Origin of the sequence: Acinetobacter pittii, assembly GCF_034067285.1 — a bacterium.
GTDB classification, from domain to species: Bacteria; Pseudomonadota; Gammaproteobacteria; order Pseudomonadales; family Moraxellaceae; genus Acinetobacter; species Acinetobacter pittii_E.
Window position 1 is genome coordinate 1,604,258 of record NZ_CP139286.1, and the last position, 18,648, is coordinate 1,622,905.

The following is an 18,648-nucleotide window of genomic DNA, read 5'->3' on the forward strand; positions in this document are numbered from 1 at the left end:
CTAAAATAGATATAGAACGGTATTTTAAGATACTAAAAAGGTATATTAATGGAATTAAGACATCTACGTTATTTTGTTACCGTTGTGGAAGAACAAAGTCTCACAAAAGCGGCTGAGAAGCTTTTTATTGCCCAGCCACCACTCACACGACAAATTAAAAAACTAGAAGAAGAATTAGGTATTGATTTGTTTGTGAAAGGCTCACGCCCATTAAAAGTGACAGAGGCAGGGTTGTTTTTTTACCAACATGCTGTTCAGATTTTAACGCATACGGCTCAAGCTGCTTCGATGGCTAAAAAAATGAAGCTGGTCGAGAATGTCGTTAAAGTTGGCTATGTGAGTTCGCTTCTTTATGGGCGATTACCGCAGGTCATTTATCTATTTAGACAAAAAAATCCTGACATTCATGTCGAGCTTATTGAATGTGGTACACGAGATCAGGTCGAGGCTCTAAAGTTAGGTAAAATTGATTTAGGTTTTGGTCGATTGCCGATTAGTGATCCTGCCATTAAGAGACTTTTACTTCGAAAAGAAAAATTAAAACTGGCGATTCATAAAAAACATCCATTAAGTGAGTTCCAAGAATCAGGAATTTATTTATCTCAAATTATCAATGAGACAATTTTTTCTTATCCAACTACACCTAAGCCGAATTTTTCGACCACTATTCAAGCTTTGTTTACCAAATTAGGTCTTGTTCCTGCCAAATTTACTGAAGTCCGCGAAATTCATATGGCACTTGGCTTAGTGGCATCTGGAGAGGGTATTTGTATTATTCCCGAAAGTGCCTGCGATATTGGAATGAAGAATCTAACTTATTTAAATATCTTGGACTTAGAAGCTTATAGTCCTATTTCTCTATCTATGCGTAATATGGACCAAAGTTCTTACATTCCTAAAATCTTAGACTGCATTGAAGAGATCTATAGCCAAGAAGAAGTGTCTAGAAATTTAAATTTATAACTTTTTAATACGTTTTAAATTGAATTATCATGTTATTTTTAAACTTTAAGATTATAGGTAATATTTAAAAGGAATTATTGAATGAGAAAAATTTTAGGGATAGCTTCTCTCATTATATCTACCGGTGTTGTACATGCTGAACAATTAAATGAACAAGAAAAAATTTCTCCATACAGTGCTAATGTCACCTTCGCAAGTCAATATATATCACGTGGTTTTCAACAAACTTGGGGCAAGCCGGCATTACAAATAGGTCTCGATTATACCAATCCAAATGGATTATTTGTGGGAACTTGGGCATCGAATGTAAGTTCTAACTATTTGCGAGATGCTTCAGTTGAGTGGGATTTCTATACAGGTTATATCAAAACTTTCGATAAGTTTTCGGCCGGAATGACGGTTTTTTATTACTACTATCCGGGAGCTGAAAGCACGCCTGAAACGGGGAGTACCAGTTATAACTATGGCGAAATTGTACCTCAAATTGGTTATGGACCTTTGACTCTTAAATATTATATTACCTATACCCCAGATTATGCAGGCTATAACTCCGATACGATGGGTGGCCCAGCAGGTAAGCGTTCACGAGGAACAACTTATTTAGATCTAACTTTTACTCAGCCTATCAATGAGACTTGGACTTTTGGCGCTCACTATGGATATGAAAAAATTAAAAATTTCTCGGAAGCTAATTTTCAGGATATGAAAGTCGAGCTGATTAAAGATTTAGGTGATGGCTGGACTACTGGCTTAGCCTATACCAAAGCTTGGGATAAAGATGGGTTCTATAAGAAGTATAGTAATGGTGAACCCGATGCACCCATTTCAAACCCGATTGATTCGACATTTACTGTCTCAGTTAAAAAAGTGTTCTAATTAATAAATAAAAAAGCCTGATGACTTTATTTTGAGCATCAGGCTTTAAATAATGAATATATAAAAATTATTTTTTAATTAAATCGTAAGCCATTTTAGTGTCGTCCAGCTGAACAAGTGAAGCATGGCGAGCAGAAAGCGGGTCTTTATTTTCAATTGCAGTTAAAATTGCTTTATGTCTAGGTAACGAATGGCCTTGTAAATTTGGGCGTAAACTGGTGACTTGAATCGATTGTTGTAAAGGTAAAACCAGCATTTTCGACATATAAGCCAGCAAGTCATTATGCGTTGCTTTAGCAATTGCTAAGTGAAATTGAATATCTGGCTCTATAAATTCTTCAACAGTTGTCGCTTTTTCCATCCCATCATAGGCATGTTTAATACGTTCAATATCTTCTTCGTTTGCCGTACTTGCCGCAATATAAGCAAGCTCAGGTTCCAAAACGCGTCGTACGGTAGAAAGGGTTTTAAAAAACTCATGTTCAGGCGTCGTTTGAATCAACCAAAACAATACATCCGGATCGAGCAAATGCCATTCTTCTTTAGGCCTTACTACAGTTCCGATTTTTGGTCTTGAGTAAGTTAAGCCTTTAGCGTTTAAAACACGGATTGCTTCGCGAAAGACAGGGCGGCTGACTTTATATTCCTCACATAAATCAACTTCACTCGGGAGCTTTTCATTTTCTGAGATTTCACCAGAAACAATTTTTAATCCCAATTGTTGAACAATTAATGCATGTTGGCTTTTGCTTGGAATAGGATTTTTATAGTCAGCTTTACTCATATTTCACTATTACGACATGTTGAATATCCTATGGTATAGATGACCTTGTGTTTTAACAAGATCATCTTTTTCAAGAATAAATATTAATGGGAATGACGTGGAACTTCTGAGCCTCGGCAACCGACCAAGAAATCAAAATCACAGCCTTCATCTGCTTGTAGAACATGTTCTACATAGAGTTTGCGGTAGCCGCCAATAAAACTTGGCGGTGCTGGAGGTGCCAAATTCTCAAGACGTTGCTTAAGTTCTTCATCACTCACTTCCAGATGAAGTTTTCCTTCATAGGCATCGAGTTCGATAAAGTCACCATTTTGAACTACGGCTAAAGGCCCACCAGCCATAGCTTCAGGGGCAACATGTAAAACCACGGTGCCATACGCTGTACCGCTCATCCGTGCATCGGAAATACGGACCATGTCGGTAATTCCTTTAGCTAAAATCTTTGGTGGCAACCCCATATTTCCAACTTCTGCCATGCCCGGATAGCCTTTAGGGCCTGCATTTTTCATGACTAGAATACAAGTTTCATCGACATCCAGGTCTGGATCATTAATGCGGGTTTTATAATCGTCAAAGTTTTCAAATACGACTGCACGACCACGGTGTTTCATCAGTTCAGGTGTTGCAGCAGAAGGTTTAAGCACCGCACCTTTAGGCGCTAAATTACCGCGTAAAATACACATGCCGCCATCTTGGCGAATTGGATTATCTATTTTCCGAATCACTTCATCATTATAAATAGGTGACTGTTGGCAATTTTCCCAAATGCCTTGACCATTTACGGTTAAAGCTTGTGGATGTGGTAAGAGATTGGCTTCGCCCATACGACGGATTACAGCCGGCAAACCACCGCTATAATAGAACTCTTCCATGAGAAAACGACCCGAAGGCTGCAAGTCAACAATCGTTGGCATGCCTCGGCCGACACGGTTCCAGTCATCGAGTTGTAAATCAACCCCAATACGTCCAGCAATGGCCTTTAAATGAATCACGGCATTGGTTGAACCACCAATAGCGGCATTGACTTTAATGGCATTTTCGAAAGCTTCTTTGGTTAAGATTTTAGAAAGACGTAAATCTTCGTGAACCATGTCAACAATACGCATGCCAGAAAGATGAGCTAACACATAACGACGAGAATCTACTGCTGGAATGGCTGCGTTGTGTGGTAAAGAAGTGCCTAAGGCTTCTGCCATACACGCCATGGTAGAAGCAGTGCCCATGGTATTACATGTACCCGCTGAGCGTGACATACCAGATTCGGCAGAAAGAAATTCATTTAAATCGATTTTGCCTGCTTTTAACTCTTCATGCATTTGCCACACGATGGTACCAGCACCAATATCTTTACCTTTGTGCTTACCATTCAGCATTGGCCCACCAGTTACTACAATGGCAGGAATATCACAGCTTGCTGCACCCATTAATAATGCAGGTGTAGTTTTGTCACAACCTGTTAGTAACACCACACCATCAATAGGGTTACCACGGATAGCTTCTTCTACATCCATACTGGCCAAGTTACGGGTAAACATGGCAGTAGGACGTAAATTCGACTCACCATTTGAAAACACAGGAAACTCAACAGGGTAGCCGCCAGCCTCTAAAATCCCTTTTTTTACATGTTCGGCAATTTTTCGAAAATGGGCATTGCATGGTGTGAGTTCAGACCACGTATTACAAATCCCAATAATCGGTTTGCCTTGAAACTCATGATCTGGAATTCCTTGGTTCTTCATCCAACTACGATACATAAAGCCATTTTTATCCGTTGTACCAAACCAGGCAGCCGAACGAAGAACTTGTTTGTTATTCATACAAATTTCCCTATATAGTATTACTATTAGAACTAATTAAATTAAAAATACACCATAAATTTTATTTTTAAAAGGTTTGAAATTTAAATAGTATTACTATATTTTAAATTGAAAGGATAATTTACGAGCAAGATGCTCTATAAGTAAATAATAGGAAATGGAGTCGAACATGGATTTCGAAAAGGATGTAATACGGACGGTCACGTTTAAGCTGATACCTGCATTAGTCATACTATATCTGGTGGCATACATTGATCGTGCCGCTGTTGGGTTCGCTCATTTGCATATGGGTGCCGACGTCGGAATTGGTGATGCAGCCTATGGTCTAGGAGCAGGCTTATTTTTTATTGGATATTTTCTTTTTGAAGTTCCAAGTAATTTGCTTTTAGACAAATTTGGTGCCCGTAAATGGTTTACCCGCATTTTATTGACATGGGGTTTAATCACCATGGCTATGGCGCTCATTGAAGGGCCGAAAAGCTTTTATCTCTTACGGTTTTTACTTGGTGTAGCGGAGGCAGGGTTTTTCCCGGGTGTTTTATACCTCATCACTCAGTGGTACCCCGTGCGTCATCGCGGAAAAATTATGGGAATGTTTGTACTTTCACAACCCATTGCCATGATGATTGCTGGGCCTCTAGCTGGTCTATTACTTGGAATGGATGGCATTGCAAACTTACATGGTTGGCAATGGTTATTCATTGCAGTCGGCTTACCTGCGGTTTTATTGGCTCTACCAACATTCCTGTGGTTACCCGATAATATTGATAAAGTGAAATGGTTAAGCATTGAACAAAAACAATGGCTTAAAAATGAGCTGGTTAAAGATGAAGCCGAATACGATCAAACTCGGCATGCTAATCCTCTGCATGCTTTAAAAGACAAACGCGTACTTTTATTAGCATTGTATTACCTACCAGTGACTTTAAGTATTTACGGTTTAAATCTCTGGTTGCCTTCTATTATCAAGCAATTTGGAGGCGGTACTGATCTTCAAATTGGCTTCTTATCGAGCATTCCCTACGTTTTTGGAATTATTGGATTATTAATTATTCCACGTAGTACCGATCGTCTAAATGATCGCTATGGACATTTAAGTTTTCTCTACGCACTAGGCGCTTGTGCAATGTTTTTAAGTGCTTGGCTCAATTCTCCAGTCATGCAGTTGGCTGCTTTGGCTGTGGTTGCGTTCTGCCTATTTTCATCAACTGCTGTGTTTTGGACATTACCGGGCCGTTTCTTAACAGGGGCAAGTGCAGCGGCTGGCATTGCCTTAATCAATTCTGTTGGAAATTTAGGTGGCTACGTTGGGCCATTTGGCATCGGACTTTTAAAAGAATACACAGGAAATATGGCTGCAGGCTTGTATTTCTTATCTATCGTCATGCTTTTTGGTCTGATTTTGACTTACATCGTCTATGCCAAGCTCGAACGTCAAAAAACTCAAACAGTGAATATTCAAAAGCCTTTGTAAGGAATAAAACATGCAAATTATTCAATTTGAAAATCGTGCAAATCAACGTGCTGTTGCCAAAGTAGAAAGCAACATGGCATATCCGGTTAAAAATATTCAATCGGTTCGTGATTTAGCACTTTTGGCAATCCGCAATAAAGTTTCATTAGAGCAACAAGTTGAGATATTAGGGTTTGAATCAGAGACCTATGATTATTCATCTTTATTAGCAGATTTAAAGGTACTGCCGCCTTTAGATCATCCAGATCCAACGCACTGTTTAGTTTCCGGTACAGGTTTAACTCATTTAGGTTCTGCATCAGCACGCGACAAAATGCATCAGCAAAATTTAAGCGATGACAGCTCAGTGACCGACACCATGCGGATATTTCAATGGGGGCTACAAAAGGGCCGTCCACCAGAAGGTCAAGTCGGTGCACAGCCAGAATGGTTTTATAAAGGCGATGGTTCAATTGTGGTGAGACCGGGAGCGGAGTTACCTTTACCTCCATTTGCTGAAGACGGTGGCGAAGAACCTGAAATCGCAGGCCTATATGTGATTGGAGAAGACTTAAAGCCTTACCGAATCGGGTTTGCATTGGGTAATGAATATTCTGACCATGTAATGGAGCGTCGTAATTATTTATATCTGGCCCATTCAAAATTACGTTTTTGTAGTTTTGGTCCAGCTTTACGAACAGGCGAATTACCAAAACATTTAGTGGGAACCAGCCGCTTGCGCCGTGATGGACAAATTATTTGGGAAAAAGAGTTTTTGTCAGGCGAAGACAATATGTGTCATAGCTTGGCAAATCTGGAATATCACCACTTTAAGTATCAACAATTCTTAAAAGCAGGGGACGTTCATATTCACTACTTCGGTACAGCTACTTTATCTTTTGCCGATGGTATTCAGGCACAAGTCAACGATGAATTTGAAATTGAAATGAAAGAATTCGGTCTTCCCCTTAAAAATAAACTTGCTCATACACAAGCAGAGTTACCGATCGGTTCAGTTATAACACTTTAAGGAATTTAAAATGGTCATTGGACACAACTTTATTGGCGGTTCACGTAGCGCACAAAGTACAACTTTATTGAAAAGTGTGAATGCAACAACCGGTGAGGCTTTGCCTTATGAGTTTCACCATGCAACCGAACAGGAAATTAATCAGGCCTGTGAAGCAGCTAGCCAAGCCTTTAAAACTTACCGCCATACTTCACCTGAACAGCGTGCTGCCTTTTTAGAAAATATTGCCGATGAACTCGATGCCTTAGGTACAGATTTTCTAGAGACTATTTCGCAAGAAACCGCTTTGCCACTTGCACGTTTACAAGGCGAACGTGGCCGTACCAGTGGGCAAATGCGTCTGTTTGCTAAAGTGTTGCGTCGCGGCGACTTCTTAGGGGCTCGTATTGATACAGCTTTGCCTGAGCGTCAGCCCTTACCTCGTCCAGACTTGCGCCAGATTAAAATTGGTGTTGGCCCTGTGGCAGTCTTTGGGGCAAGTAACTTTCCACTCGCTTTTTCAACTGCGGGTGGCGACACTGCTTCGGCACTAGCTGCGGGCTGCTCTGTAGTGGTGAAAGCGCATAGTGGCCACATGGCGACAGCGGATTTTGTGGCTCAGGCAATTGAACGTGCCGTAGAAAAATCAAATATGCCTAAAGGCGTATTTAACATGATCTATGGTAATGGTGTGGGTGAACCTTTAGTGAAGCATCCTTTAATTCAGGCTGTAGGTTTTACTGGTTCTCTTCGCGGTGGACGAGCTTTATGTGATATGGCTGCAGCCCGTCCACAACCGATTCCTGTGTTTGCTGAAATGAGCAGTATTAACCCGATGCTGATGTTACCCGAAGCCTTGAAAAACCGTGGTGAAAAAATTGCACAGGACTTGGCCGACTCAGTTGTTTTAGGCTGTGGTCAGTTCTGTACCAATCCGGGTTTAATTTTGGGCATCAAATCAGCTGAGTTTAGCCAGCTTATTCGTAACCTAACTGAAATTATGGGTGGCAAACCTGCACAGACTATGCTGAATGCCGGAACCTTAAAAAGCTATACCGCGGGTCTTGAGCATTTAACCCAGCATCAAGGTGTTGAACATTTGGCAGGTCAAACCCAGCAAGGCAATCAGGCACAGCCACAACTGTTTAAAGCTGATGTGGAGCTGTTATTGGCAGGTGATCAGCTTTTACAAGAAGAAATCTTTGGGCCAGCGACTGTCATCATTGAGGTTGAAGATAAAGCCCAACTCATTCAAGCCCTACAAAGCATGAATGGACAGCTGACTGCAACTTTAATTGCCGATGAAGCAGACTTAACCGAGTTTGCAGATGTGGTTCCTGTGCTAGAAGAAAAAGCAGGCCGATTACTCATCAATGGCTACCCAACAGGTGTTGAAGTATGTGATGCCATGGTACACGGCGGACCATACCCAGCGACTTCTGATGCAAGAGGTACATCAGTTGGAACCTTAGCCATTGACCGTTATTTGCGCCCAGTCTGTTACCAAAACTATCCGCAAAGTTTATTGCCGGAAGCCTTAAAAGACAGCAACCCATTGCAGATTTTAAGACTGGTCAATGGTGAGATGACCAAAGCAGCGATCTAATAAAATAAGAAAAGAGACCACTCGTTGGTCTCTTTTCTTATCCTAAAAATAAATCTATAGCGGAGTAGGCAAATTAAGCACGACTTGAGCATCTTCAATAACATCTAAGCGGAGAATTCTTGAGGCACCTAGCTCATTTAGCAATGTAGTTAAAGGCCCTTCATTTTTCTCGAGTTGAACATTCTTTGGGAAAAGTTTTTGAGCGAAAGAAAGAATATTGGACTGAACTTCTGTTCGATGCCATTTCCCATCAACAACATGTAACATAGTGGCTTTGTTGATATGTGTTTCAGAAGCGACATGTTTTAAATTCGGTACTAAGGTTTTCAAGCTTAAATCTAATTTTCCATTAACATCGAAAATTTTAGCTTGAACCTCTTTTGAACTAATGTTGACGTCAATTTTAGTCAGCCATTTTGGAAGTTGGTAACCATATACACCACGGACTCTAGCAATTTCTGTATCTACAGGCAAAGCTAAAACATGCGCATAAAAATGACGTTGATGCATCGATTTCATCAACTCAGCAATGTGTGGCCCGCGAGCGTTAGGTTGACGTACAACAATCGCAATCGACCCTTCGTTATAAGGGTCATTATCACAAACTGAATAGGTAAAGAACGTAACAGCGACCAACCCATAACCCGGAAATGGTTGTAATGGAGTTAAAGCCGCAGGAAGTTTTGCCTTAATGAGCTTAATTGGAGCAAGCATTAAAAGCTGTACATTTGCACTGCGATAATAAAAGTTGGGTGCCCAGACAGGACCTACACGTGACTCTACAATTTTTTTAGGAATATGGCGGAAAAAATCGATGTTGCCCGCAGCAGGGTCTTGAGCGACTTCGTTTAGATCAGGGTTCATTCTAAAACGGTCATAATAACCATCTTTGGGTACTTTAACTTTTTGTTGCCCAAACTCAACCTCAGTAAACTGTTGTTTTATATTCATGAGAGTTCACCTTTAATATTTAATGACCGAGTAGCTACTTTTGTCTATATCCAGACATGTTAATTAATAGCCAATGTGGGCACTATAAGATTAAAGCTAACTTTAAGGTCAAGGCTTTAATTTTTGATATGTCAAATCTTTGACATTTAAAAGAAATAAAATAAAAACAATTCAAGATTAAAAAGATACAAAGTTGAGTAGAGTCTTCATATAAATTTTATTTTTAAAATATGATTTAAGATGATTGACCTTAAAGTTAACTTCAAGCTTAGTATAAATATTCAAACTTTTATAACGAATCTATAAACAGTTTTCAGCAGGAGAACAAAGATGGGATATGTAACAACAAAAGACGGTGTAGAAATTTTTTATAAGGACTGGGGACCACGCGATGCCCAAGTTTTATTTTTTCATCATGGTTGGCCTTTAAGTTCAGATGATTGGGACACACAATTGCTTTTTTTCCTTAAAGAAGGTTTTCGTGTAGTTGCTCATGACAGACGTGGGCATGGGCGTTCAAGTCAAGTGTGGGATGGTCATGATATGGACCACTATGCAGATGATGTCGCAGAAGTGGTTAAACATCTGAACATTAAAAATGCAATTCATATTGGTCACTCAACGGGTGGTGGTGAAGTAGCTCACTACATTGCGCGTCATGGTGAAGAAAATGTTGCGAAAGCTGTACTTGTTAGTGCAGTACCACCGCTTATGGTTAAAACTGAGAATAATCCTGAAGGTTTACCAAAAGAAGTTTTTGATGACCTGCAAAATCAAGTTCTCACAAACCGTGCGCAATTTTTCCGTGATTTGCCATCTGGTCCGTTTTATGGTTTTAACCGACCTGATGCGAAGCCATCTGAAGGCATCATTTCTAACTGGTGGCGTCAGGGCATGACGGGTAGTGCAAAAGCACATTACGACGGTATTGTGGCATTCTCACAAACTGACTTTACTGAAGATTTAAAGAAAATCACGGTTCCTGTTTTGGTGTTGCATGGTGACGATGATCAGATCGTGCCTTATAAAACTTCAGGCGTGAAATCTGCTGAGTTACTTCAAAATAGCCAACTCAAAATCTATCCAGGTTTTTCTCATGGCATGTTAACTGTTAACCATGAAGTAATTAATGCGGACTTGTTGGCTTTTATTCGTGAATAATTAAAAGCGTTTAAACTTCAAAAAAGAGGCCTAAAGAGTGCCTCTTTTTTTATATAAAAAATTAATAAAGTCAAAATATTAAATATAGAAATACTAAAAGGTATTGACATTAAAGTTAGCTTTAATCTTAAAGTAAAGTCATACTGAATGAGGTCATTCCAATGAAAGTTTTCGAAAAATTAGTATTCCCAAATGGCTCATATGTTCCTAACCGTATTGCTAAAGCGGCAATGGAAGAAAACATGGCTGATTTAAACCACGCACCATCAGAAGAATTAATGCGTCTATATCAAGCTTGGGCAAATGGTGGCGTAGGTTTAATCATTACCGGAAATGTAATGGTAGATCGCCGCGCAATGACTGGACCGGGCGGTGTCGTGCTGGAAGATGAAAAACATCTAGGTACTTTTAAAAAATGGGCACAAATTGGCCGTTCAAAAGGCGCTCAGGTTTGGCTTCAAATCAACCATCCTGGTCGTCAAATGCAGTCAAATTTAGGGCAACAAACATGGGCACCTTCTGCTGTTGCTTTAGATTTAGGAAAAATGTCAGACCGTTTTAATACACCAATCGAAATGACTGAATCTATGATTGCAGAGGTGATTCAGCGTTTTGCAAACACTGCGAGGTTAGGTGAAAAAGCAGGATTTACTGGTGTAGAAATTCATGCAGCGCATGGTTATTTATTAAGCCAGTTTCTTTCTCCACTCAGCAATAAACGCCAAGATCAGTGGGGTGGTTCTTTAGAAAACCGCGCTCGCATTTTAATTGAGATTGTAGAAGCAGTTCGTAAAGTGGTTTCACCTGAATTTACTGTGGCGGTAAAACTAAATTCAGCCGATTTCCAACGTGGTGGATTTAGTGCTGAAGACGCTCAACAAGTGGTTAAAATGTTAAATGAGCATGCAGTCGATTTGGTGGAGCTTTCAGGCGGTAGCTATGAAGCACCTGCGATGCAAGGTCAAGCGCGTGATGGCCGAACACTTGCTCGTGAAGCTTACTTTTTAGAATTTGCACAAGAAATTCGTAAAGTTGCCAAAATGCCTGTTATGGTGACAGGTGGCATACGCCGTAAGCAGGTAGCAGAGCAAGTGATTGAAAGTGGTGTAGATATGGTCGGTATTGCTACGGCTTTAGCGATTGAGCCTAATTTGCCAAATGCTTGGAAACAAGGCCACAATGTCACACCAGAGCTAAAACCAATTACATGGGAAAATAAAACACTTGCTTCACTTGCGAATATGGCTGTGGTCAAATTCCAGTTACGTAATTTAAGTTCTGGTAAAAAAACAAAACCAAATGTTTCACCAGCTTGGGCTTTAATTTTGCAACAATCAGCGATGTCATGCCGTACCCGCCAATACAAAAAAGGTATGCGTGATTATTCATTTGCTTCTTAATAAAAGAGTAGTGTTATGACAAATCCTAACGATTCAAATTGGATAATCTATGGAGCAAATGGCTACACGGGTGAGTTAATCGCTCGTGAAGCTGTACGCCAAGGTCTAAAACCAACTTTGGCTGGTCGTAACAAAGCCAAGGTTGAAACACTCGCTCAAGAGTTGGGGCTCAACTATAAAGCTTTTGGACTTGATAACGTAGATGCAGTAAGTGAGCAACTCCAAGGCTTTAAATTGGTTATGCACTGCGCAGGACCATTTTCAGCGACCTCGAAGCCTATGATGGAAGCTTGTATAAAAGCAGGTGCTCACTATCTCGATATTACTGGTGAAATTGCGGTATTTGAATTAGCGCAGTCACTTAACAGCCAAGCCGAAAAAGCTGATATCGTGCTTTGTCCGGGTGTTGGTTTCGATGTGATTCCGACAGATTGTGTCGCTGCCGCTCTCAAAGAAGCACTGCCAGATGCGACTCATTTAGCACTTGGTTTCGACTCAAGAACAGGACTTTCACCAGGTACTGCCAAAACCAGTACAGAAGGTATGGCCGAAGGCGGAAAAATTCGTAAAAACGGAAAAATTACTACAGTTCCATTAGCACATTATGTTCGGACCATTGATTTTGGGGACGGTAAAAAAAGTGCTATGAGCGTTCCATGGGGAGACGTATCTACAGCGTTCTATACAACAGGTATTCCAAACATTGAAGTGTTTGTACCCGCATTTCCCAAAATGATCGTGGGCGCGAAAATGATGAACTATGTACGCCCCGTATTAAAACTGAAAGCTGTGCAGAAGTTTATTAAGTCACGTATTGAAAAAACGGTCGTTGGGCCAAATGAGGAACTCCGTGCGAAAGTACCAACCTATGTGTGGGGTGAAGCGAGAAACTCACGTGGGGAAATAAAAACCGCCCGTATCCAAACAGAAAATGCATATAGCCTTACCGTAAATGGCTCTCTGACTGTGGTGAATTATTTACTCAAAAATACCGTTAAAGGCGGTACATATACACCTGCAAAACTAATGGGTTATAAGCTAGTGACCGAGCTGCCGGGTTCTGGTCCGCTGGTCATTAATTAAAAAGCCTTTATTAAAACACCATGTTTATAAATAGTCCCGAACAAGGAGTCATTCATGTTCGGGTTATTTTTAAATATTTCAAGTAAATACAGCTTTATATAGATGAAAGAAAAACAGCAAACAAAACACTCCATAAGAAATAATTCAAATTGAATATACTAAAAAGCGATAAATATTTTTCATAACAAAGGAATGAGAATAGTGAGAAAACTCATACTATTTCTACATGCATCGCTAGATAGTTTTGTGGAAGGTCCAAATGGGGCAATGGACATAGGTTGGATTGCTTACGACGCCGATTTAGCAAATCATGCCAAAGAAGTTTTGAGTACTGCCGATACTGTGATATGGGGGCGTGCAACTTACCAAATGATGCATAATTACTGGCCAACCATGCTTTCAAACCCAGAAGCTTCAGAGCACGAACGAAATCATGCAAAATGGATTGAAAAGACAGAAAAAATTGTTTTTTCAACTACTTTAGATACAGTTGAATGGAATAACTCCAGACTTGTGAAAGACCATGTCGAAGAAGAAATTAATAAACTTAAACAGAAGCAGGGCAAGGATATGGTAATTCTGGGGAGTCCTCGCTTTGCGCATTATCTGATGCAACTTGGTTTAATTGATGAATACAAAATTACGGTTTCGCCTGTGCTGATTGGTAGTGGCTTGCCACTATTCCAAGGTATTCAAGAAAAGACTAATCTTAAACTTATTGAAAATAAAACGTTTGCTTCAGGTGCAATAGGCCTTCACTATCAAAAGATTGGCTGATTTTTTATAGTATTTATATGAAAAAGACGAATTACAGAATAGGGCTGTAATTCGTCTTTTTAGATTTATTGAATGCTACTTAAACGCTTAACCACTGCCTCGGCAATTTCTTTACTCGACTGCGGATTTTGTCCTGTAATAATTCTGTCGTCTGAAACTACATACGACGTAAATGGAACAAATGCTTGTTTATATTTTGCTCCACGTTCAATGAGCCCATTTTGTAGAGAAAAAGGAACTTGAGACTTAATACCCGACAGCGTTTCTTCAATATTTGCGAAACCCGTAACGGTCCTATCTGCAATTAAAGGTTTGCCATTTTCATCCTGTAAAGGTAATAGACCACCTACGCCGTGACATACTGCTGAAACAATTCCACCTTGGCGATAGATCTGTTCACTAATGTTCTGCAAAGCTTTATTGGTTGGGAAATCCCACATGGTGCCGTGACCACCAGTATAGTAAATGGCTTTGTACTCCGAAGGATTAATCACACTCGGAGCTAACGTTGTTTTTAACCGCTGCATAAACGCTGGGTCAGCTAAATGATCTCGTGCTGATTTGTCTAAATAAATAGACTTTAAGCTACGTTCATCTAGAGGAACCTGACCGCCTAAAGGACTTACAAAATCCATATCATAGCCAGCAGCCAAAGCGACATCGTAAAAATGAGTGAGTTCAGTTAGCCAAAGTCCTGTTTTATCCGAACGTGAAGGGTAAGCCGAGTGATTGGTCATCACGACTAAAATTTTTCCATTTGCTTTGCTAAGGCTTTGAGTTTTATCTAACTCTGCAGCATGTGCAACATTGGCAGTCAAAAAAATAGCAAAAATAATGGTTAACCAACGCTGAAAATCCCAAACTTTAAACATCACAGGTTCCTCATCTATCACCTGTGATCCATCGTATGTTTAAAGCGTACTTTAAGGTCAATAGTTCTTTAAAAAATTACGGTGTTTTTGCTTTGTCGTAATAGAGGTTCATGAGTCGTTCTGCATTTTCTTCGCAAGTAATTTCATCTGGTTTGTTATTAATTGCTTCAACCATGGTTCGTAAATTTTGCTTACTCACTTTTAGTTTTTGTTCTAAAAGTTCAATTTCCTGAATTTTTGATTCAAGTGTTTGGATGAGTGCGTCATGGTTCCAACTACTCACTTTTGAAGGGAGAAAAGCTTTAATTTCTGCTAAAGAAAATCCAACTTGCTGGGCTTGCTGAATTAAAGAAAGTTGCTTTAAATCGTTGTCGGTATATTCGCGGTAGCCATTTGATTTTCTTTTGGCTTTAGGCAAGAGTTTGATTTGCTCGTAGTAACGAATTGTAGGGGTACTTAAACCGCTTAGTTTAGATAACTCGCTAATATTCATAGCCACATACTCTATCGACATTCAAGTTAACTTTAGACTTATAGTCATGTAAAAGCAAGGCTCATAACTTTATCAGGTACATACTTTAGTAATGGAAATTGAATTACTGGTCAGAATCCTTTCTGGGCTATAAAAAATATAAAGAAAGCATGTAATCATGCTTTCTTTAAAAAATATATGTTAAGCAGGCTGTATAAAGAATTATTTCAAATGCTTTTGAAGTTCAGATCCAGCTTGTGATAAAGCAGTTTTAACAGAGGGTTCATTACTTAATGGATTTAAAAGACCATAGTCATGAATCAAACCGTTATAACGAGTTACAGTCACTGGGACTCCCGCTTTATCTAAGTTGCGGCCAAATGCCTCGCCTTCATCGCGCAATACATCTAATTCAGCTGTTTGAATTAATGTGGGTGGGAAATCTTTTAGCTGTTCACTTGTAGCGCGAAGTGGTGATGCCAAAATATTATTGCGATCATTAGCATTAGTTGTGTAGTTATCCCAGAACCATTTCATCATGTTCTTAGTTAAGAAATATCCTTTCTCATATTGATTGTAAGAAGCATTGTCGAAACCAGCGTTAGTAACAGGCCATAACATTACATTGTAACGAATTTTTGGACCACCCGATTGTTTAATCTGAAGAGCAACAGCAGCAACCATGTTGCCTCCAACACTATTACCTACTAAAGCTAGACGACTGCCATCAACACCAATTTCTTTACCATGCTTAGCTACCCATTTGGTTGCTTCATATGATTGATTAATTGCTACAGGAAAGTGAGCTTCTGGGGAAGGAGTATAGTTAACGTATACAGCCGCTGCACCAGACTCTCGAACTAAATCACGAATTAAACGTTCATGAGTAGCAAAGTCGCCTAACACCCAACCGCCGCCATGGAAGAACATAAATACAGGAAGAACACCTTTAGCATTTTCCGGTTTAACGATTTTTAGCTGAATGTTTTGTCCATTTATTTGAATTGTTTTTTCTGAAACTTGTGCTGGTGGGAGTTTTGCTCCTTTCTGTGCACCTATTAAAACTTGACGAGCTTCGGTTGGAGTCATCAATTCCATTGGTTTGCCGTTACCCGAATTGAGCACGTTTAAGAATGCTTGTACACCCGCAGTAGGAGCAGGAGTATTGATAGCTTCAGCTGAAACAGCTGTAGTGAAAAGAGCAGATGTTAATAAAGCTGTTGCGATTTTCATGGTGAAAACTCACTTTAAGTTAGAAATTTTAAATACAACTTTGAGCCAATGCTTTGCGTCCAATATGAAGCTGGTTCTATCGAAAGCTCAGTTCAACAAGTATCTTGTGTATATAATACTTGCACGCAAGATACTTATGGTCAAGAATTATTTATAATTATTTTTAGATAATTTTGAATTTTGGTTTAAAGATGAAAGAAAACAATATATTAGAGGGTCAACTCTGTTTTTCACTCTATTCAGTTGCTAATGCTCTTACACGGCAGTATCGACCATTACTTAAAAATTTCGATTTAACTTACCCCCAATTCATTATTCTTTTAGCTTTATATGAAGAGGATGACATTTCCCTTAAAGAATTGGGTGAAAAGACTTTATTTGACTCGGGCACCTTAACGCCATTGGTCCAAAAACTTGAATCAAAAGATTTTTTAAAGAGGGTGTCGATCAAAGAAGATGAGCGTGTGAAAAAAGTTATATTGACGGAAAAAGCTTTAGAGATAAAAGAAAAAGTTATTGATCTACCGAATCAGTTGCGATGTTCAATGCATATGAATGATGAGGAGCTGACTATGCTTAGAAAGCTTTCTTTGAAGTTATTGGATGATCTGTAAGTTTCTAATATAGAAAAAAGTGTAATTCTCAGCAGTAAAATTCGATTTGAGAAAAAAACTCAATCGCGATGGAAATTATATCAATATTCCAGATAAAGCATTTTGTGTAGTTTTGATTTAACAAATAGATGTTAGGTCAGGAGAGGCCAAAATGCTAAATGAGAACAAGTCTATTAGTAAACGTTCATTTCTAGGATTATCAGCGGGTAATTTTCTTGAATGGCTTGATTTTACATTATATGGATATTTTGCACTTGCTATTGCACATAACTTTTTCCCCGCAGAAAATGAAATACTTTCTACCCTCGCTGCTATTACTACTTTTGCAGTTGGCTTCTTAGTCAGGCCTATTGGGGCTTATTTAATTGGAAACTATGCTGATAAAAAAGGACGCAAGTCAGCAATGGTTTTGACTGTTATGTTAATGGGAGCAGGTACTTTACTTATTGCTTGTGCACCTTCATTTCAACAAGCAGGATATTGGGGAACAGCAATAGTTGTTCTAGGACGATTAGTCGCAGGACTTGCAGCATCAGGAGAGTTTGGTGCAGCTGTATCTTTAGTCATGGAAAGTTGTCCAAAGAACCGCCGTGGATATTATAGTGCACTATTTAATTCTTCCACCTATCTTGCTCTTGCTACAGGTTCAGGTATTGCATTACTTATTTATGGTGTATTGGGGCTACAGGCCACTTTAGATTGGGGATGGAGAATTGGTTTCCTTATCGGCTTGATTATTATTCCAGTGGGCCTATATCTTCGTCGGCATATGGAGGAAAGTCATGAATTAATACATGCTTCAAAAAAACAAAATTTTCAAACTAAGTTAAGTCGTGGACAATTTATCCAACGTATCATACTCGTTGCCTCTCTTTCAGGTTTTGGATCTGCAATTGTTTATCTTGTCATCATCTTTATGCCATCGTTTGCAAAGCAAGCAATGAGTATTGAACCAATTATAGGTTCGGCTAGCTCTATGTTGTCAGCTCTTGTTATTATTTTAGGAGCATTTATTGGTGGCTACTGGGCAGACAAATCTGGAAAAATTATTAAAGTCTTATTAACAGGTACATTAATTACAACCTGTATAGGTATTCCTCTCTATGAATATTTATTGATTTCTCCTACGGCACCTCGTTTATTCTTATTTCAAATAGTCTGCTCGCTAGGGCTAGGTACGACAATAGGAGCATACTTTCCATTTATTACAGAGCAGTTCCCAACTCGACAAAGAGCTTTAGGTATTGGCTTGGGCTATAATATTGGTGTAACACTTTTTGGTGCTGTATCTCCAATTGTAACTACCTATGCACTTAGTAAGGGAATTTTACAGGCACCTGCTGTTTATTTATTATGTGCTGCAACGGTTTCTATTGTGGTTCTTCTAATTTATAAAAATAAAGAGAAACCTGTTATGAAATCACAACCTGTAAGCTAATAGTAAATTAATATTTTTCACTTTAATATCTATAAATAGACGTTATTAGATAAGCTATATAAATATTAAATAAAAAACCTACTTTTAAATAGTAGGTTTTTTATTTTTTAAGTCAGAAATTTAGGTTATATCTTTTATA

General features: G+C 39.2%; 17 protein-coding genes. 11 read left to right on the forward strand and 6 right to left on the reverse strand.

Annotated features, from left to right (window positions below):
* The first annotated feature begins 48 nt into the window (after positions 1-48).
* Positions 49-963, forward strand: coding sequence for a LysR family transcriptional regulator (catM, locus tag SOI81_RS07580; protein WP_224992007.1), 915 nt, complete (start codon positions 49-51; stop codon positions 961-963).
* Between the two features lie 81 nt (positions 964-1,044).
* Positions 1,045-1,839 carry a TorF family putative porin gene (locus tag SOI81_RS07585; RefSeq protein WP_239970384.1) on the forward strand — a complete coding sequence of 265 codons (795 nt, stop codon included), beginning with the start codon at positions 1,045-1,047 and terminating at the stop codon, positions 1,837-1,839.
* A 67-nt stretch (positions 1,840-1,906) separates the two neighbouring features.
* On the opposite strand, the gene pdhR is transcribed toward SOI81_RS07585, so the two are convergent.
* The gene (gene pdhR, locus SOI81_RS07590; protein WP_002113901.1) at positions 1,907-2,623 is read right to left on the reverse strand and encodes a FadR/GntR family transcriptional regulator; all 717 of its coding nucleotides are present in this window, start codon (positions 2,621-2,623) and stop codon (positions 1,907-1,909) included.
* An 83-nt stretch (positions 2,624-2,706) separates the two neighbouring features.
* Positions 2,707-4,440 carry an IlvD/Edd family dehydratase gene (gene ilvD / locus SOI81_RS07595; protein WP_239976285.1) on the reverse strand — a complete coding sequence of 578 codons (1,734 nt, stop codon included), beginning with the start codon at positions 4,438-4,440 and terminating at the stop codon, positions 2,707-2,709.
* 169 nt (positions 4,441-4,609) lie between these two features.
* On the opposite strand from ilvD, the gene abaQ reads away from it, so the two are divergent.
* The 3 genes from abaQ to SOI81_RS07610 are packed head-to-tail and all read left to right on the forward strand — an operon-like array spanning position 4,610 to position 8,508.
* Positions 4,610-5,914, forward strand: a complete 1,305-nt coding sequence (abaQ, locus tag SOI81_RS07600; protein ID WP_016140856.1) for a multidrug efflux MFS transporter AbaQ — start codon at positions 4,610-4,612, stop codon at positions 5,912-5,914.
* Positions 5,915-5,924: 10 nt separating this feature from the next.
* Entirely contained in the window at positions 5,925-6,923 is a 999-nt protein-coding gene (gene araD1, locus SOI81_RS07605) for an AraD1 family protein (protein WP_320541484.1), read from the forward strand.
* A gap of 10 nt (positions 6,924-6,933) precedes the next feature.
* Positions 6,934-8,508 (forward strand): aldehyde dehydrogenase (NADP(+)), encoded by a 1,575-nt coding sequence (locus tag SOI81_RS07610; RefSeq protein ID WP_320541485.1) that lies wholly within the window; start codon positions 6,934-6,936, stop codon positions 8,506-8,508.
* Positions 8,509-8,562: 54 nt separating this feature from the next.
* Here the strand turns inward: SOI81_RS07610 and SOI81_RS07615 are convergent, their stop codons facing one another.
* Positions 8,563-9,459 carry an acetoacetate decarboxylase gene (locus tag SOI81_RS07615; RefSeq protein WP_320541486.1) on the reverse strand — a complete coding sequence of 299 codons (897 nt, stop codon included), beginning with the start codon at positions 9,457-9,459 and terminating at the stop codon, positions 8,563-8,565.
* Positions 9,460-9,789: 330 nt separating this feature from the next.
* Between SOI81_RS07615 and cpo the strand changes: the two genes are divergently transcribed.
* The 4 genes from cpo to SOI81_RS07635 all read left to right on the forward strand — a co-directional run bounded on the left by cpo (position 9,790) and on the right by SOI81_RS07635 (position 13,880).
* Complete coding sequence (gene cpo, locus SOI81_RS07620; protein WP_004792098.1) at positions 9,790-10,620, forward strand: alpha/beta fold hydrolase; 831 nt, start codon at positions 9,790-9,792, stop codon at positions 10,618-10,620.
* A gap of 161 nt (positions 10,621-10,781) precedes the next feature.
* The gene (locus SOI81_RS07625; protein WP_320541487.1) at positions 10,782-12,020 is read left to right on the forward strand and encodes an NADH:flavin oxidoreductase/NADH oxidase family protein; all 1,239 of its coding nucleotides are present in this window, start codon (positions 10,782-10,784) and stop codon (positions 12,018-12,020) included.
* Positions 12,021-12,035: 15 nt separating this feature from the next.
* Positions 12,036-13,103, forward strand: a complete 1,068-nt coding sequence (lysl, locus tag SOI81_RS07630; RefSeq protein WP_320541488.1) for a saccharopine dehydrogenase family protein — start codon at positions 12,036-12,038, stop codon at positions 13,101-13,103.
* Positions 13,104-13,304: 201 nt separating this feature from the next.
* Positions 13,305-13,880: a dihydrofolate reductase family protein gene (locus tag SOI81_RS07635; RefSeq protein WP_320541489.1), complete on the forward strand. Its 576-nt coding sequence runs from the start codon at positions 13,305-13,307 to the stop codon at positions 13,878-13,880.
* Positions 13,881-13,945: 65 nt separating this feature from the next.
* On the opposite strand, the gene SOI81_RS07640 is transcribed toward SOI81_RS07635, so the two are convergent.
* The 3 genes from SOI81_RS07640 to SOI81_RS07650 form a co-directional block, all read right to left on the reverse strand.
* Positions 13,946-14,752 carry a type 1 glutamine amidotransferase domain-containing protein gene (locus SOI81_RS07640; protein ID WP_320541490.1) on the reverse strand — a complete coding sequence of 269 codons (807 nt, stop codon included), beginning with the start codon at positions 14,750-14,752 and terminating at the stop codon, positions 13,946-13,948.
* A gap of 76 nt (positions 14,753-14,828) precedes the next feature.
* Complete coding sequence (locus tag SOI81_RS07645; RefSeq protein ID WP_004792109.1) at positions 14,829-15,245, reverse strand: MerR family transcriptional regulator; 417 nt, start codon at positions 15,243-15,245, stop codon at positions 14,829-14,831.
* A gap of 201 nt (positions 15,246-15,446) precedes the next feature.
* Positions 15,447-16,457, reverse strand: a complete 1,011-nt coding sequence (locus tag SOI81_RS07650) for an alpha/beta hydrolase (RefSeq protein WP_320541491.1) — start codon at positions 16,455-16,457, stop codon at positions 15,447-15,449.
* 191 nt (positions 16,458-16,648) lie between these two features.
* Here SOI81_RS07650 and SOI81_RS07655 point away from each other — a divergent pair, with 191 nt between their 5' ends.
* On the forward strand, positions 16,649-17,071 hold the full coding sequence (locus tag SOI81_RS07655) for a MarR family winged helix-turn-helix transcriptional regulator (RefSeq protein ID WP_320541492.1): 423 nt from the start codon (positions 16,649-16,651) through the stop codon (positions 17,069-17,071).
* Between the two features lie 151 nt (positions 17,072-17,222).
* A complete protein-coding gene (locus SOI81_RS07660; protein ID WP_320541493.1) occupies positions 17,223-18,509 on the forward strand; it encodes an MFS transporter in 1,287 nt (428 codons plus the stop codon).
* Positions 18,510-18,648 lie beyond the last annotated feature (139 nt).

Excerpts from the sequence above, each read along its gene's own strand:
- catM (WP_224992007.1), top strand. The coding sequence starts at position 49 with ATGGAATTAAGACATCTACGTTATTTTGTTACCGTTGTGGAAGAACAA.
- SOI81_RS07585 (WP_239970384.1), top strand. The coding sequence starts at position 1,045 with ATGAGAAAAATTTTAGGGATAGCTTCTCTCATTATATCTACCGGTGTT.
- pdhR (WP_002113901.1), bottom strand. The coding sequence starts at position 2,623 with ATGAGTAAAGCTGACTATAAAAATCCTATTCCAAGCAAAAGCCAACAT.
- ilvD (WP_239976285.1), bottom strand. The coding sequence starts at position 4,440 with ATGAATAACAAACAAGTTCTTCGTTCGGCTGCCTGGTTTGGTACAACG.
- abaQ (WP_016140856.1), top strand. The coding sequence starts at position 4,610 with ATGGATTTCGAAAAGGATGTAATACGGACGGTCACGTTTAAGCTGATA.
- araD1 (WP_320541484.1), top strand. The coding sequence starts at position 5,925 with ATGCAAATTATTCAATTTGAAAATCGTGCAAATCAACGTGCTGTTGCC.
- SOI81_RS07610 (WP_320541485.1), top strand. The coding sequence starts at position 6,934 with ATGGTCATTGGACACAACTTTATTGGCGGTTCACGTAGCGCACAAAGT.
- SOI81_RS07615 (WP_320541486.1), bottom strand. The coding sequence starts at position 9,459 with ATGAATATAAAACAACAGTTTACTGAGGTTGAGTTTGGGCAACAAAAA.
- cpo (WP_004792098.1), top strand. The coding sequence starts at position 9,790 with ATGGGATATGTAACAACAAAAGACGGTGTAGAAATTTTTTATAAGGAC.
- SOI81_RS07625 (WP_320541487.1), top strand. The coding sequence starts at position 10,782 with ATGAAAGTTTTCGAAAAATTAGTATTCCCAAATGGCTCATATGTTCCT.
- lysl (WP_320541488.1), top strand. The coding sequence starts at position 12,036 with ATGACAAATCCTAACGATTCAAATTGGATAATCTATGGAGCAAATGGC.
- SOI81_RS07640 (WP_320541490.1), bottom strand. The coding sequence starts at position 14,752 with ATGTTTAAAGTTTGGGATTTTCAGCGTTGGTTAACCATTATTTTTGCT.
- SOI81_RS07645 (WP_004792109.1), bottom strand. The coding sequence starts at position 15,245 with ATGAATATTAGCGAGTTATCTAAACTAAGCGGTTTAAGTACCCCTACA.
- SOI81_RS07650 (WP_320541491.1), bottom strand. The coding sequence starts at position 16,457 with ATGAAAATCGCAACAGCTTTATTAACATCTGCTCTTTTCACTACAGCT.
- SOI81_RS07655 (WP_320541492.1), top strand. The coding sequence starts at position 16,649 with ATGAAAGAAAACAATATATTAGAGGGTCAACTCTGTTTTTCACTCTAT.
- SOI81_RS07660 (WP_320541493.1), top strand. The coding sequence starts at position 17,223 with ATGCTAAATGAGAACAAGTCTATTAGTAAACGTTCATTTCTAGGATTA.